Source organism: Brevundimonas sp. (assembly GCF_051858995.1).
In the GTDB taxonomy this organism is placed as follows: domain Bacteria; phylum Pseudomonadota; class Alphaproteobacteria; order Caulobacterales; family Caulobacteraceae; genus Brevundimonas.
This window is the reverse complement of the sequence record NZ_JBHYGN010000001.1, coordinates 1-14798: the sequence shown is the minus strand read 5'-3', so window position 1 is coordinate 14798 and position 14798 is coordinate 1. Positions and strand designations below refer to the sequence as shown.

The 14798-nt window shown below is 68.7% G+C and carries 15 protein-coding genes; 11 read left to right on the top strand and 4 right to left on the bottom strand.

The genetic code is table 11. The annotated features are described in order from the left end of the window. The first annotated feature begins 15 nt into the window (after positions 1–15). Together odhB and ACTIEF_RS00070 are read left to right on the top strand one after the other, a co-directional pair. Positions 16–1542 carry a 2-oxoglutarate dehydrogenase complex dihydrolipoyllysine-residue succinyltransferase gene (odhB, locus tag ACTIEF_RS00075; protein ID WP_439470142.1) on the top strand — a complete coding sequence of 509 codons (1527 nt, stop codon included), beginning with the start codon at positions 16–18 and terminating at the stop codon, positions 1540–1542. A 105-nt stretch (positions 1543–1647) separates the two neighbouring features. Then, positions 1648–2031 (top strand): hypothetical protein, encoded by a 384-nt coding sequence (locus tag ACTIEF_RS00070; protein ID WP_439470141.1) that lies wholly within the window; start codon positions 1648–1650, stop codon positions 2029–2031. A gap of 8 nt (positions 2032–2039) precedes the next feature. On the opposite strand, the gene ACTIEF_RS00065 is transcribed toward ACTIEF_RS00070, so the two are convergent. Together ACTIEF_RS00065 and ACTIEF_RS00060 are read right to left on the bottom strand one after the other, a co-directional pair. After that, positions 2040–3251 (bottom strand): CaiB/BaiF CoA transferase family protein, encoded by a 1212-nt coding sequence (locus ACTIEF_RS00065; protein WP_439470140.1) that lies wholly within the window; start codon positions 3249–3251, stop codon positions 2040–2042. 71 nt (positions 3252–3322) lie between these two features. Beyond that, entirely contained in the window at positions 3323–3586 is a 264-nt protein-coding gene (locus tag ACTIEF_RS00060) for a DUF6356 family protein (RefSeq protein ID WP_439470139.1), read from the bottom strand. 141 nt (positions 3587–3727) lie between these two features. On the opposite strand from ACTIEF_RS00060, the gene ACTIEF_RS00055 reads away from it, so the two are divergent. The 5 genes from ACTIEF_RS00055 to ACTIEF_RS00035 all read left to right on the top strand — a co-directional run bounded on the left by ACTIEF_RS00055 (position 3728) and on the right by ACTIEF_RS00035 (position 9487). Continuing rightward, on the top strand, positions 3728–4915 hold the full coding sequence (locus ACTIEF_RS00055; RefSeq protein ID WP_439470138.1) for an acyl-CoA dehydrogenase: 1188 nt from the start codon (positions 3728–3730) through the stop codon (positions 4913–4915). A gap of 260 nt (positions 4916–5175) precedes the next feature. Next, entirely contained in the window at positions 5176–5988 is an 813-nt protein-coding gene (locus tag ACTIEF_RS00050; protein WP_439470137.1) for a response regulator transcription factor, read from the top strand. A gap of 5 nt (positions 5989–5993) precedes the next feature. Then, entirely contained in the window at positions 5994–7433 is a 1440-nt protein-coding gene (locus tag ACTIEF_RS00045) for a sensor histidine kinase (protein WP_439470136.1), read from the top strand. Positions 7434–7462: 29 nt separating this feature from the next. Next, positions 7463–8794, top strand: a complete 1332-nt coding sequence (locus tag ACTIEF_RS00040) for a trypsin-like peptidase domain-containing protein (protein WP_439470135.1) — start codon at positions 7463–7465, stop codon at positions 8792–8794. Between the two features lie 360 nt (positions 8795–9154). Further along, on the top strand, positions 9155–9487 hold the full coding sequence (locus tag ACTIEF_RS00035; RefSeq protein ID WP_439470134.1) for a DUF2794 domain-containing protein: 333 nt from the start codon (positions 9155–9157) through the stop codon (positions 9485–9487). Between the two features lie 80 nt (positions 9488–9567). On the opposite strand, the gene ACTIEF_RS00030 is transcribed toward ACTIEF_RS00035, so the two are convergent. Continuing rightward, positions 9568–10308: a Bax inhibitor-1/YccA family protein gene (locus ACTIEF_RS00030; RefSeq protein WP_439470133.1), complete on the bottom strand. Its 741-nt coding sequence runs from the start codon at positions 10306–10308 to the stop codon at positions 9568–9570. 125 nt (positions 10309–10433) lie between these two features. Here ACTIEF_RS00030 and thpR point away from each other — a divergent pair, with 125 nt between their 5' ends. The 4 genes from thpR (at position 10434) to ACTIEF_RS00010 (ending at position 13832) form a co-directional block, all read left to right on the top strand. Then, positions 10434–10973, top strand: a complete 540-nt coding sequence (gene thpR / locus ACTIEF_RS00025) for an RNA 2',3'-cyclic phosphodiesterase (protein ID WP_439470132.1) — start codon at positions 10434–10436, stop codon at positions 10971–10973. After that, positions 10970–11509 (top strand): GNAT family N-acetyltransferase, encoded by a 540-nt coding sequence (locus ACTIEF_RS00020; protein WP_439470131.1) that lies wholly within the window; start codon positions 10970–10972, stop codon positions 11507–11509. The genes thpR and ACTIEF_RS00020 overlap by 4 nt, the downstream gene beginning before the upstream one ends. A gap of 181 nt (positions 11510–11690) precedes the next feature. After that, entirely contained in the window at positions 11691–12947 is a 1257-nt protein-coding gene (locus tag ACTIEF_RS00015; protein WP_439470130.1) for an NAD-dependent epimerase/dehydratase family protein, read from the top strand. A 6-nt stretch (positions 12948–12953) separates the two neighbouring features. Beyond that, positions 12954–13832 (top strand): SDR family NAD(P)-dependent oxidoreductase, encoded by an 879-nt coding sequence (locus tag ACTIEF_RS00010; protein ID WP_439470129.1) that lies wholly within the window; start codon positions 12954–12956, stop codon positions 13830–13832. A gap of 100 nt (positions 13833–13932) precedes the next feature. On the opposite strand, the gene ACTIEF_RS00005 is transcribed toward ACTIEF_RS00010, so the two are convergent. Continuing rightward, the gene (locus tag ACTIEF_RS00005; RefSeq protein ID WP_439470128.1) at positions 13933–14541 is read right to left on the bottom strand and encodes a DUF1134 domain-containing protein; all 609 of its coding nucleotides are present in this window, start codon (positions 14539–14541) and stop codon (positions 13933–13935) included. Between the last annotated feature and the right edge of the window lie 257 nt (positions 14542–14798).

Sequence of the window (14798 nt, the reverse complement as noted above, 5' to 3'; positions counted from 1 at the left end):
GAACCGGACCCGACCATGGCCGACATCCTCACCCCCGCCCTCGGCGAATCCGTCACCGAAGCCACCATCGGCAAGTGGACGAAGAAGGCCGGTGATCCGGTGAAGAAGGACGAGGTTCTGGTGGAGCTGGAGACCGACAAGGTCTCGCTGGAAGTCGTGTCGCCGTCGGACGGCATGCTGGCCGAGATCAAGTTCGCCGAGGGCGAGACCGTGACCCCGAACGCCGTGCTGGGCGTGGTGTCGGAAGGCGGAGCCGCCGCCGCCCCGGCCGCGCCGAAGGCTGAAGCTGCTCCGGCTGCTCCGGCCGCCGCCGAAGCGCCCGCTGCCGCCCCCGCAGCCTCGGGCGGTGACGCGGTCGCCATCAATGTTCCGACCATGGGCGAAAGCGTCGCCGAAGGCTCGATGGGGACCTGGCTGAAGAAGTCGGGCGACACCGTCGCCAAGGACGAACTGCTGGTCGAGATCGAGACCGACAAGGTCGCCGTGGAAGTCTCGGCTCCGGCCGCGGGCGTGCTGACCATCCTGGCCGATGCGGGCGCGACCGTAACCCCGAACCAGCAGATCGGCAGCATCGCGGCTTCGGGCGCTGCCGCCGCCGCTGCTCCCGCCCCGGCCGCCGCCTCGGCCAACGCCGGTTCGGCCCAGATCACCTCGGACGCGCCGCACCTGTCGCCGGCGGTCCAGCGCGTGGTCACCGAGAACAACCTCGACCCGAAAGCCATCGCCGCCACGGGTCCGAAGGGCAACATCACCAAGGGTGACGCTCTGGCCGCCATCGGCGCCGCCGCCCCGACCGCGGCTCCGGCTCCGGCCGCCGCCCCGGCGGCTCCGCGCGCCGACCAGCCGCGCGAGGAGCGGGTGAAGATGACGCGCCTGCGTCAGACCATCGCCCGTCGCCTGAAGGAATCGCAGAACACGGCCGCCCAGCTGACCACCTTCAACGAGGTGGACATGACCAACGTCATGGCCCTGCGCGCCCAGTACAAGGACGTGTTCGAGAAGCGCCACGGCGTGAAGCTGGGCTTCATGTCCTTCTTCACCAAGGCGGTCGTCGCGGCCCTGCACGAGATCCCGGCGGTCAACGCCGAGATCGACGGCACCGACATCATCTACAAGAACCACTACGACATCGGCGTCGCCGTCGGCACCGACAAGGGTCTGGTGGTTCCGGTCCTGCGTGACGCCGACACCCTGTCGCTGGCCGGTATCGAGAGGGGCATCGGCGCGCTCGGCAAGGCTGCCCGTGACGGCAGCCTGACCCTGGACCAGCTGCAGGGCGGCACCTTCACCATCACCAACGGCGGCACCTACGGCTCGCTGATGTCGACGCCGATCCTGAACGCGCCGCAGTCGGGCATCCTGGGCATGCACAACATCGTGCAGCGTCCGATGGCAATCAACGGCGAGGTGAAGATCCGCCCGATGATGTACATCGCCCTGAGCTACGACCACCGCATCGTCGACGGCAAGGAAGCCGTGACCTTCCTGGTTCGCGTCAAGGAACTGCTGGAAGACCCGGCGCGGGCGCTGCTGGACCTGTAAGGCCGGTCTTCGGACTGAACGGAAGCGGCGGTCGTCGACGGGCGACCGCCGTTTTCAATTCCGGTGGCGACTGGCCGGGACGGCGACCATCACTATCTGGAGGTGATGGACCTGACCGAGATCGCCCGTTTCTCTGATGTGTACGAAGCCGAGATCGCCGCCGCGCGTCTCCGCGCGGACGGCTATGACCCGGTGCTGGGCGGGGCGGAGCATGCCAAGATCAATACGCTGGCGCTGCTTGCGCTGGGCGGAGTGGGGCTTTCGGTGCCGGACAATCAGGCGGCCGCCGCCCGCGTTCTGCTGAACAGTCTGCGCGCCGGCGACGAGCAGATTGAGGACGAGCCGGAGGAGGCTCCGGCCGCGCGCTCAGGCCCGGCGCGTGGGCTGGGGCCGGTTCTCTTCGTCGTCGCCGTGGGATTGGGCATCTTGTTGACCCTGACGGGGTGGGAGTCTGCGCCGGTGCCTTATGATGACTGGGTCTGCATGTAGCCCGGCGGCTAGCCCTTCAGCGCACCCAGAACCTCATCCGTATCCGCGCCCAGCGCGGGCGGCGCGCGGTCGTAGGCGACGGGCGTTTTCGACATCCGGATCGGAGAGGCGACGGTTCGGACCGGGCCGTCGAGATCTGCGCGGGTCTGACGCACTTCCAGCCCGCGATGCATGGCCTGCGGCTCCTCGAACACCTGATCGATGGTGTTGACCGGGCCGCAGGGGACGCCCGCCGCCTCCAGCATGGCCATCAGGGCCTTCATGCTGTGCTTGCCGGTCAGGGCCGAAAGAGCGGGGGTCAGGTCCTCGCGATGCGCGACCCGCTGGGCGTTGGTGGCGAAGCGTGCATCGGTCCCGAGGCTTTCGACCCCCAGCGCCAGGCACAGGGCGCGATACTGGCCGTCATTGCCGACCGCGATCACCACCATGCCGTCGCTGCACGGGAAGGGCTGGTAGGGGGCCAGGTTGGGGTGGGCGTTGCCCATCCGCGTCGGCGCCTTGCCGGAGACAAAGTAGTTCGCCGCCTGATTGGCCAGCATGGCCGCCTGCACGTCGAACAGGGCGATGTCGATGTGCTGTCCCTCTCCGCTCGCGCGGGCGTGCAACAGGGCGGCCATGATGGCGTTGGAGGCGTACAGGCCGGTGAACAGGTCCACGACCGCCACCCCGACCTTCATCGGCTCGGCGCCGGGGGCTCCGTCCGGCTGGCCAGTGACGGACATGAGGCCACCCATGGCCTGGATCATATAGTCATAGCCCGCCCGGTGGGCGTCCGGCCCGTCCTGACCGAAGCCGGTGATGGAGCAGTAAACCAGCTTCGGATTGATCGCTGACAGCCCCGCGTAGTCGAGGCCGTATTTGCGCAGGCCGCCGGTCTTGAAGTTCTCAACCACCACGTCGCAGGTCTGGGCCAGTTCGCGCACGGCGGCGGCGCCCTCAGGGCTGGCGATATCCAGCTCGACCGACTTCTTGCCCCGGTTGGCGCACAGGAAATAGGCGGCGTCGCCCTTCGATCCGTCGGCCCTGGTGGTGAAGGGCGGGCCCCACTGACGGGTGTCGTCGCCGACGCCCGGCCGTTCGATCTTGATCACCTCGGCGCCGAGGTCGGCGAGCGTCTGGGTGGCCCAGGGACCGGCCAGGACGCGGCTGAGATCGAGAACGCGAACGCCGGAGAGGGGGCCGGGGGGAGTGGCGAGTGGCGAGTGGCGAGTGGCGAGCAAGGGAATGTCCTGCGAACAGGGTTGGCAGAGGAAGGCTCTACCGTCCTACAGCTTCACTCGCCACTCGCCACTCAGAGCCCCACGTCCCAGACGCCCGCGTCGCGCATGCGGCATTCGCGGGCTTCATCCGCGCGACCGCCCATTTCGCGGGCCATGCATTTGATCTCGTTGGAGACCGTTGCCTTGTGGACGCCCGGCACGAAGGCGTGGGCGAAGGCGCAGGCGGACAGACGCGCCAGCTTGAAGCCGAAGCCGAAGGCCTGGCCCATATGCTGGAAATAGCTCTCGCCCACTTCACGAGGGTGATCGGCGAACAGGCGATTCAGCGTGCGCATCATGGTCCCCACCCTGACATGTCGCGGGCCGTCCCTCTACCCGCGAGCGCTATTCTGGCCTAAACCGCGCGTCAGAACAGGGGGCTGATCGTCACGGATGCTCACGATCGCCTGAACCCCGCACCGACAGGAAACACGATCATGGCCGACGGCTCGACCACCCAAAAGACCTTCCGCTGGGAAGACCCGCTGGATCTGGACGGCCGCCTTACCGACGACGAGCGGATGATCCAGGACGCGGCGCGGGCCTATGCCCGCGAGAAACTGCTGCCGCGCGTGGTCGCCGCCTTCCGCGACGAGACCTTTGACCGCTCGATCATGACCGAGATGGGCGAGATGGGCTTCCTGGGCGCCACCCTGCCGGAACAGTACGGTGGCGCGGGCGCCAGCCACGTCGCCTACGGCCTGATCGCGCGCGAGATCGAGGCGGTCGATTCGGGCTACCGCTCGGCCATGTCGGTGCAGTCGTCGCTGGCCATGTACCCGATCTACGCCTTCGGCTCGGAAGAACAGAAGATGCGCTTCCTGCCCCGTATGGCGGCGGGTGAACTGATCGGCTGTTTCGGCCTGACCGAGGCGGACGGGGGGTCCGACCCGGCCTCGATGAAGACCAAGGCGGTCAAGGTCGACGGCGGCTACCGCCTGAACGGCGCCAAATACTGGATCACCAATTCCCCGATCTCGGACCTCGCCGTCGTCTGGGCCAAGCTGGATGACGTCATTCGCGGCTTCATCGTCGAGCGCGGCATGGACGGCTTCACCACCGACAAGATCGGCGACAAGCTGTCGCTCCGCGCCTCCATCACCGGCGACATCGGCCTGAACGACGTCTTCGTGCCGGAAGAGAACCTGCTGCCGAACGTGAAGGGCCTGCGCGGGCCGTTCTCCTGCCTGAACAAGGCGCGTTACGGCATTTCGTGGGGCGCGATGGGCGCCGCCGAGTTCTGTTTCCACGCCACCCGCGACTATGTCGCCGAGCGCATGCTGTTCGGCCGTCCGCTGTCCTCGCGTCAGCTGGTGCAGAAGAAGCTGGCCGACATGCAGACCGAAATCTTCCTCGGCTTCGAGGGCGCGCTGGCGCTGGGCCGTCGACTGGACAACGGCGATTGGTGCCCGGAAGCCATCTCGATGATGAAGCGCAACAACTGCGGCAAGGCCCTGGCCATCGCCCGGGAGGCCCGCGACATGCACGGCGGCGCGGGCATCACCGGCGAGCTGCATGTGATGCGCCATGCGATGAACCTCGAGACCGTCAACACCTACGAGGGCGCCCACGACGTCCACGCCCTGATTCTGGGCCGGGCGATCACGGGTGAAAGCGCTTTCTAGGAAGGGGGCTTCGCGCCGCGCTAACGCTCGGCTCGCGGAGCCTCGCTGCTTGAGCGCATTCTAGGGCGCTAACGCTCGCCGCGCGGCGGCTCGCTGCTTGAGCGTGGGAGGGGCGGCGGCTGTCCTTGTGGCGCCAACTGGTGTCGATCAGGAAAAATCAGGCTCTCTCCTTCGCACGCGCGGGCACGGTGGCGCTTGGGACGGCTGAGCATTGCCATTGCGCCTCAACCTCCTATCGTTCGGACGACGGGAGGCGGCTGATGGACGGAGAGACTGTGATCGCGGGCGAGGATGCTTTCGCCCAGCTGCGCGAGGTCTTTGCGGGCCGCGCCGCCTTGCTGCTGGAGGACGATCCCGATCTGTCCGAACACGTCGCCGAGCGCCTGCTGCGTGCCGGGTTCGCGACGGTGGACCGGGTCGACCGGGGCGAAGCAGCCCTCGAGGCTGCGGCGGGCAAAGCCTATGACGTGCTGATCCTCGACCGCATGACCGCCGGGCTGGACGGGCTTGAGACGCTGAAGCGGCTGCGCGCCTCGACCGGGCCGTCGGCGGATGCGCCGGCCCTGATGCTGACCGCGCTGGGCGGCGAGCGGCAGAAGGTCGAGGGCCTTCTGGAAGGCGCCGACGACTATGTGGCCAAGCCGGTGGGCGACGAGGAGCTACTGGCCCGGATCGCCGCCCAGCTGCGCCGCGCCGCGCGGCGGGCCAAGCCGGTGAACTCCGATCTGGTCAACGGGCCGATCCGCCTGTCGTTCGGGGCGCGGACGGTGAAGCTGGAGCTGCCGACCGGCGCCCGGACCATCGACCTGTCGCCGCTGGAGTTCGCCATCGTCTGCGAGCTGATGACCGCGCGCGGCCAGCCGGTGACCAAGACCATGCTGTGGGACCGGTGCTGGGTCGAGTGGACCTTCCTGCCCGACAATTTCGTCAACATCATCGACGCCCGGATCAGCGCCCTGCGGCGGCGGCTGAAGGAACAGGCGCCCGAGCTGGGCGATGACCTGCATCCGCTGATCGTCTCCGCGCGCAGCCAGAGCCTGGTGTTCCGCGACCTGTCCGCCTGGACCGGATGATCGGCTTGCTGCGCCGCGTCAGGGTCTGGCTGGGGCGGCGCACCACGACCCAGCTGGCGGCGGGGATCGCCGTGCTCTCTGCCCTGGCCCTGAGCGGCTCTCTGGCGGTGACCAGCGCGGCGGTGCGCATGGACCAGCGCGAGAAGGCGGCGCTGGCGGCGCTGGACGACTATGGCTCCATGGCCTCCAAGCTGGGCGTGGAAGGCATGACCGGGGACGCCCTGACGCCTGCTGACGCGGTCTATCTGTCGAACTGGCTGACGGCCTTCCAGAACGGCCCGGCGCGGGAGCGCGAGGCGCGGACGCTGGAAGAGACCTGCCGCACCGGTCGGGGCGGGGCGGGGGTGCGCTTCATTCGCGCTCCGGTGGGCAAACCCGCCGGCCTGACCGAGCTGGAGACCATCCGGGGCGAGCGGTCGCCGCGTCTGGGCGACGACGTCTATGTGATACGGCTGGGGCGCGGGGTGCTGTGCCCCCTGCGCGGGGTCGAGGTGGTGGTGGTCAAGCGCTCGGTGGGCGCGCTGGATATCGCCGTGGGCCGGGTCGTGGACGCCTCGGGCGACGCCTGGGGCTGGGCCGTGGCGGCCGTGATCGGGGCCGGGGTCCTGCTGCTGGCCATCGGCCTGACGGCGGCCACCTTCGCCCGCCGTCGCCTGACCAGCGCCGTGGCCCGGGTCAGCGTGGCGCTGGATCGCGCCGCCGTCGGCGACTTCTCAGAGCGCGCCCCCGAGACCGAGGTGGCGCCCGAACTGACCGAGCTGTCCGGTCATGTGAACCGGACCCTGGACCGGCTGGAGGAGCTGCTGGCCTGGCTGCGCGATTCCGCCGACCAGTTGGCCCACGACTTCCGCACGCCGCTGGCCCGGGCCACGGCGCGGCTGGAGAAGCTGGAAGAGACGGCCCGGACGCCGGAGATGAAGCGGCTGGTGGCCGAGGCCCACGCCGATCTGAACGAACTGACCCGGGCGATGAACGAGGCCATGGCCCTGCGCGACGGCGAGGCCTGGTCGTTCGAGCCGATCCGGCTGGACGCCCTGGCGACCCAGACAGCCGAGCTCTACGAGCCGCTGGCCGAACTGCGCGGTGTCGCCATCCGGGTCGAGGCCGAACCGGTCGAGGTGCTGGGCGTACGCAGCCTGCTGCAACGCGCCGCCGCCAATCTGGTGGACAATGCGGTGAAATATTCGCCTGACGGCGGGGTGGTGACCCTGACCGTCTCGGCGGGGGAGGGGCGGCCCACCTTCGCGGTCGCGGATCAGGGGCCGGGGTTCCGGGGGAACGGCAAGGGCGATGCCGCCACGGTCGCCGCCGCCTCCGCCGAGGGTCGCGAGAGCCACGGCATGGGGCTGGCCTTCGTGCGGTCCATCCTCAAGCGCCACGGCGCCGTCATGACGATTGATGACGCCCGTCCGGGGGCTGTCGTCACGGCGCGTTTCTCGCGCTAGGGTCCTCGTTGAAGAACGAGGGATACAGTATGCGGCGCACCATCTTCCGGACCGGCGGAGTCTCCGTGCTGGCGCTGGCCTTGGCCGCGCCCCTGCTGCTCGGCGCCCCCGCCTGGGCCCAGGACGCCGCACCGCAGCTGCCCCTGCCCTATGACACCGAACGCGGCGTGTTCAGCTTCGCCACCGATCTGGAACGGGTCCTGCCCGCCGTGGTGCAGGTGACGACCCTGGGCCAGTCTACCGGCCCCAGCTCGGGCGACAACGAGCCCCGCCCGATGGCCAGCGGCTCCGGCGCCGTGCTCGACGCCGCCGAAGGCATCGTCGTGACCAACAACCATGTGGTCGAGGGCGGGCGGAAATACACCGTCGACCTGACCGACGGCCGCATCTTCGACGCCGTCCTGATCGGCGCCGACAAGGCGACCGACATCGCGGTGCTGAAGATCGTCGCCCCCGGCCTGTCTCAGATCGAGGTGGCCAGCTCGGACCGCCTGCGGACCGGCGACCTGGCCTTCGCGGTCGGCTATCCGCTGGGCCTCGACCAGACCCTGACCATGGGCGTCATCTCGGGTCTGGGCCGCTCGGGCATGGGCGACCGGATCGAGGACTACATCCAGACCGACGCGGCGGTGAACTCGGGCAACTCGGGTGGACCGCTGCTGGACAGCCGGGGCCGGCTGATCGGCATCAACACCTCCATCCTGTCGGGTGGCGGCGGCGGCAACGACGGCATCGCGTTCGCCGTGCCGAGCCGGATCATGATGTATGTGGTCGAGCAACTGCGGGCCAATGGCGAGGTGAAGCGCGGCGTGACGGGCGCCATCCTGGGCTCGCTGAACGCCGAACGCTCGCGGACCTTTGGTCTGGGCATCGTGCGCGGCGCGGTGGTCGAGGACGTCACCCCGGGCTCGTCGGCCGAGGCCGCGGGCCTGCGTCGCGGCGACGTCATCACCCGCATCGGCAATCGCCCGGTCTCCAACGCCGGCACCGTCCAGGCGACAATCGGCATCGCCGAGCCGGGGACCCAGGTCGAGGTCGTCTATCTGCGCGACGGCCATGAAGGCCGCGCCACCCTCACCGTCACCCCGCGCGCCGAGCGTCAGGTGGTGATCGGCGCCGATATCGTTCTGGCGCGTGGCGCCAGCGTGCGCGTCGGCCCGTCGGGCGGCCTGCAGGTCTTCGCAGTCGAGGGCGGTTCGCCCGCCGCCGCCGCCGGGCTGGTGGCCGGAGACGTCATCCGTTCGGTCAACGGGCGGTCGGTGTCGGATCTGTCGGCTCTGGCGCGGGCTCTGGACGGGACCGGCGAGCGTCGCCTGTCGGTCGAGCGGGGCGGGGATACAGAACGCGTCACCCTGCCCTGACGCCCTCACTCGGCGCCCTTCGGGGGGGGGGCGTCCCCTGGCTCCGGACAGCAAAACGCCCGCTCGGCCGGAGGGGGGAGGGTGGCGGAGCGGGCGTCTCGCTTTGGAGGAAGCATCGGCCCGCCGAAGCCCTTGAATGGAACAATTCCAGGGGGCTGGGGGGGCTGTTCAGGATCCGGAACCGTTCCGAACTCCGACGAGCCGATGTGACCGGTGTCGCCTCTCAAGGGGGCGGGCGATGGGCGGAACGGAGGCGTTTTCGTGTTCGGTTCAATTTCTTCGCATTGCGGCGTTCCGGACACGCTGTTCCCTGCCCGCGTGGGGACTGGCGCCGGGCGCGCAGCGGCCTAGATTAAGAGCATGAACGATGCCGCCGACGCGCAGCCGCAGGCCGGCCCGGTCTTCTTCGACCGGCGCGAGCTGGATCAAATCCTGAGGGTCTACGGACGCATGGTCGCGTCCGGCGAGTGGCGCGACTACGCCATGGTCGGCCACAAGGACGTGGCCGAGTTCGCGGTCTTCCGCCGCTCGGGGGACGCCCCTGCCTACCGGATCGAAAAGCGCCCGGCCCTGCGCCTGAAGCAGGGCGAGTGGGCCGTCATCGGCGAGGGTGGCGTGGTGCTGAAGCGGGGCCGCGAACTGCCGCAGGTGCTGCGGGTCTTCGACAGCCGCAAGTTCACCGTCATCGAATAGAAAAAGGCCCCGGATCGCTCCGGGGCCTTCTCTTTGAAGTGGTCCAGCGCTCGCCGCGCGGCGGCTCGCTGCTTGAAGCCTTAGTTCCGGTTGCCGCCCATGATGCGCAGCAGGAACATGAACAGGTTCACGAAGTCCAGGAACAGGCTCAGGGCGCCGTAGCTGGTCGCCACGCCCATGGCGTTCTTGTCGCCGCCGAGGGTGTAGTAGGTCATCTTCAGGCGCTGGGTGTCATAGGCGATCAGGCCCGAGAAGATGAGCACGCCCGCGTAGGTCGTGATCCAGTAGAGCATGCTCGAACCGAGGAACATGTTCACGATCGAGGCCAGGACCAGGCCGATGACGCCCATGATCAGGAAGGTGCCCAGCGGCCCCAGATCACGCTTGGTGGTGTAGCCGTACAGGCTGAGACCGCCGAACGCCGCGGAGGTGACCAGGAAGGTCGAGACGATGCTGCCCGAGGTGTACAGCAGGAAGATCCAGCCGATCGAGGCGCCGACCGAGGCGACCACGGCCCAGTACAGAAGGCTGGTGCCCGCCGACGTCGGGTTCTTCATGAAGAACATCGAGCCGAAGATCAGCACCAGCGGCAGGAACTGGACGACCATGCCCAGCAGGGTCACGCTGAGACCGGTCGGGGTCTGCACATAGAGTAGCTGGGTGACCGCAGGCACATTGCCGACGATCCAGGCCAGGGCGGCGGCGACCGCGAGGCCGATGGCCAGCTTGTTGTAGACGCCCAGCATGAAGCTGCGCAGGCCCGCGTCCACCGACATGTCGGCGGTCTGCGGAAGGGAATATCCGTTTCTGAAATCGCTCATCGCGGTTTCGATCCTCCTTTGGGTCGGGCAATCCCGACCGTTGACGCAAATATCGGTCGCACCTGCCCCTTCCGCAAGGAAAACCGGACTTGGGTCCGCGCGCTGGAGCCGCTACCAACGGTCGCATGATCCGGCTCTTCACCGCCCTTTCCGTCCCTGACGATGTGGCCGAGACGCTGAGGCGTCGGCAAACCGGCCTGCCCGGCGCCAAATGGCGCGGCGAGGAGCAACTGCACATCACCCTGGCCTTCTACGGCGAGATCGACGAGCGTCGCGCCGATGATCTGGCCGCCGAACTGGAGCGCGCCGCGACCGGCGGGGCGTTCGAGATCGAGCTGACCGGTGTCGGGGCTTTCGGCGACGCGCACCGCAGCCACACGATCTGGGCCGGGATCTCGCCCAGCGAGCGGCTGAACATATTGGCGGGCCGTTGTCGTTCGGCGGCCGAGCGGGCGCGGATCGAGATCGAGCGTCGCGAATACCGCCCCCACCTGACCCTGGCCCATCTGAAACCCCAAACCGATCCGGCCCGCGTCGGCGCCTGGATCACCGGCCATAACCTGCTGCACTCGCCGCCGATCCGCGTGGATCGCTTTGGTCTGTATTCAAGCGTCCTGACCTCGGACGGCAGCCAGTATCAGCTCGAACGGGAGTATCTGCTTTGACCGGATCGCTACTGCAGACCGAACGCCTGATCCTGCGTCCCATCGTGATGGAGGACTTCCCGCGCTGGGCCGAGATGATGGCCGATCCGGAGGCGTCGCGCTTTATCGGCGGTGTCCAGCCCGCGGCGACGGCGTGGCGCGGGTTCATGTCCATGGCCGGAGCGTGGAGCCTGACCGGGATCGCCATGTTCTCGGTGATCGAGCGCGACACCGGCCTGTGGCTGGGCCGGATCGGGCCGTGGCGTCCGCACGGCTGGCCGGGCAATGAGGTCGGCTGGGGCCTGCACCCGGACGCTCAGGGCAAGGGCTATGCCTTCGAGGCGGCCACGGCGACGCTGGACTACGCCTTCGACGTGCTGGGCTGGGACGACCTCATCCACTGCATCGACCCGGACAATACCCCGTCGCAGCGGCTGGCCGAGCGGCTTGGCTCGCGCAATCTGGGTCCGACACAGTTGCCGCCGCCCTTCGCCGAGATGCCCGTCGAGGCCTGGGGACAGACCCGCGCCGACTGGAAAGCCCGCCCGCGGCGTTGAACCTGCGATAAGGCGTCGCTTTGACGGTCGCCCGGCTTCGGCTAGAGCGAAATCGGTTCGGATGACTTCGCATCCGAACTTAGATTTCGCTCCAGCACAATTCTGGAGCCTGATTCACGGCATCGATGGATCGCGAAGCGATTCCATCTCAACCGATCAGGCTCCTGCAGGGCGAGACGCAATGACGGGGAAGACTATGCGCGTACTGGTTCTTGGCGGCGACGGCTTCTGCGGCTGGCCGACCGCGCTTCACCTGTCGGCTCGAGGCTGGGACGTGCTGGTCGTCGACAACCTGAGCCGCCGCAACATCGACAATGAGCTGGAGGTCCAGTCCCTGACCCCGATCCGGACCATGGGCGAGCGTATCGCCGCGTGGAAGGAGGTCTCGGGCAAGACCATCGAGTTCGTGAACATGACGGTCGGCAAGGAGTTCGACCGCCTCGTCGCCCTGATCAGGGACTGGGCGCCCGACAGCGTCGTCCACTTCGCCGAACAGCGCGCCGCGCCCTATTCGATGAAGACCGCCCGGCACAAGCTGTACACGGTCGACAACAATCTGAACGCCACCAACCACCTGCTGGCCGCCATCGTGGAGAGCGGGCGGGATGTCCACCTGGCCCACCTGGGCACCATGGGGGTCTATGGCTATACGACCGCCGGCCTGCGCATCCCCGAGGGCTATCTGAAGGTCACCGTGGACACCGATTTCGGCCCAACCGAGCAGGAGATCCTGTTCCCGCCGAACCCGGGCTCGATCTACCATATGACCAAGACCCAGGACGCCCTGCTGTTCCAGTTCTACGCCAAGAACGACGGCGTGCGGATCACCGACCTGCATCAGGGCATCGTCTGGGGCGCCCAGACCGAGGAGACCCGCAAGGACGAGCGGCTGATCAACCGGTTCGACTATGACGGCGACTACGGCACGGTGCTGAACCGCTTCCTGATGCAGGCGGCGGTCGGCTATCCGCTGACGGTGCACGGCACGGGCGGCCAGACGCGGGCCTTCATCCATATCCAGGATACCGTCCGCTGCGTCGAGCTGGCGCTGAAGAACCCGCCCAAGTCGGGCGAGCGGGTGAAGATCCTCAACCAGATGACCGAGAGCCGCCGCGTCCGGGACCTGGCCGCCATGATCGCCGGCATGACCGGGGCCGAGGTCCACAACGTCCCCAATCCGCGTCAGGAAGCCGACGAGAATGAGCTGGTCGTGGCCAATGACCAGTTCAAGGAACTGGGGCTGAAGCCGATCACCCTCGCCGAGGGCCTGATGCAGGATGTGACCGAGGTGGCGCGCCGCTATGCCGGCCGCGCTGATCTGTCCAAGATTCCGTGCGTCTCGAGCTGGAACGGCAAGCGCGCCGAAGCGCTGAAGACGGGAAGCGTCACGGTTGCGACCGCCGCCGCCGCCGCCGACTCCCACGCCCGTTCCGCCTGAGGTCTGATGCCCGACGCCGTCCTGTCGCCCGTTTCGCTGCTGGTCTTCGGCGGCGGCTGGCTGGGCCGCGCCGCGGCGCTTGAGGCCATCCGCCGGGGCGGAAAGGCGGTCGCCACCTCGCGCGACGCCGACACCCGCGCGGCGCTGGAGGCGGATGGGATCGCTGCGGTCGATCCGGCGGATGAGGCGGCACTGGCCGCCGCTGTCGCCGGAGCCTCGGCCCTGTTGATCACCGCCCCGCCGGACGCCTACGGTTGCCCCGGGCTGAAGGCCCTGGTCCCCGCCATCACCGCCTCGGGCGCCTGGCCCGACTGGATCGGCTATGTCTCGTCCACGGCGGTCTATGGCGATCGCGCGGGCGGCTGGGCCTTCGAGGATGACGAACTGAACGCGGCCTCTCTGGAGGGCGCGCGTCGTGTCCGGTCCGAGCGGGACTGGCTGGACGCCGGGCGGGGCATGGGGCTGACGGTCCAGCTGTTCCGCCTACCCGCCCTCTATGGCCCCGGACGCTCGCCGCTGGATCGCCTGCGCGACGGCACAGCCCGGATCGTCCGCAAGCCGGGCCAGATCTTCAACCGTGTACATGTGGACGACGCCGTAAGCGGCCTGTTCGCCTCGATGGCGCGGCCCCATCCGGGCGCGGCCTACACCCTATGCGACGACGAACCGTCAGCGGCGGACGTCGTCATCGAAGGCGCGGCGAAGCGGCTGGGCCTGCCCCTGCCGCCGGAAGTCGACCTGGACGATCCGTCGGTGTCAGACGCCATGCGCCGCTTCTATCGCGACTCCAAGCGGCTCTCGAACGCCAAGGCCAAGGCGGAGCTGGGCTGGCGGCCGCGGTATCCGGGCTGGCGCGAGGGGCTGGAGGCGATGATCGCGGGCTAGCGGTCGCCAATGAAAAGCCCCGCGCGGCGAACCGGGCGGGGCAGTTTTCAGATTGCGCTCAAGCAGCGAGCGACCGCGTCGCGAGCGGTAGCGCCCTTCCTTAGAAAGGCAGGATGTTCCGCTGGCGGCTGTAAGCCATGGTGCCGACGTTGGCGCCGAGGCGCAGGCCGACGCCGGTGCGGATGGGGGCCAGGACGATGCCGTCGGCGCGCTGGTAGTTCACGCCCAGGCCGCCCACGAGGTAGGCCGAGCCTTCCACGCCGGGGTAGCGGCGGTAGATCATGTCGGGGTGGTACAGGCCGTAGACAAGGGTGAAGACCCGGCTGCCGTTGCCGCCCATGTCCCAGCCGATCGAGATGCCCTGCCAGAAGATTTCCTGCGAGGCCGAGAGGTCCTTCATGTGCAGGGCGCCGCGGCCGTAGCGCAGGCCCACGCCGACGGCGCCGGCGGCTTCCTCGCCCGCGATATAGGCGGTCGGGCGGTCGCCCTGGTCGGCGAAGATGCGCTCGATGGCGCCGCCGATGGCTTCGGCCGCGATGCCCAGCTCGCGCGAGCCGGCGGCGATCAGTTCGTCTGAGGTGTAGGCCGGGGCCGTCTGGTCCGAGCGGATCGGATAGTTGGGATCGCTCGGGCCGGTGCTGGCGCAGGCGCCGAGGGCGGACGTCGCGCCGAGGGCGAGGCCGGACTGGATCAGGTGGCGGCGGTGCATGGTCTGGCTCCGGGATCGGTTCGCCCGAGTCGCACGGGCGCTGAACCCAGCGTCGCCGGGCTTTGCGTCAGCCTTGGGGCCGTAAAGTTAACCAAACCTTGCCGGGCGCAGCGTTGCGCGCCGCGAGTGGCTGGTGACGAGTGGCTAGTGGCTGGCCGGCAGTGTGCAGCAGAAACGCTTGCGCCGCCCTTCCGCTGGCAAACACTAGCCACTAGCCACTAGCCACTAGCCACTAGCCACTAGCCACTAGCCACTAG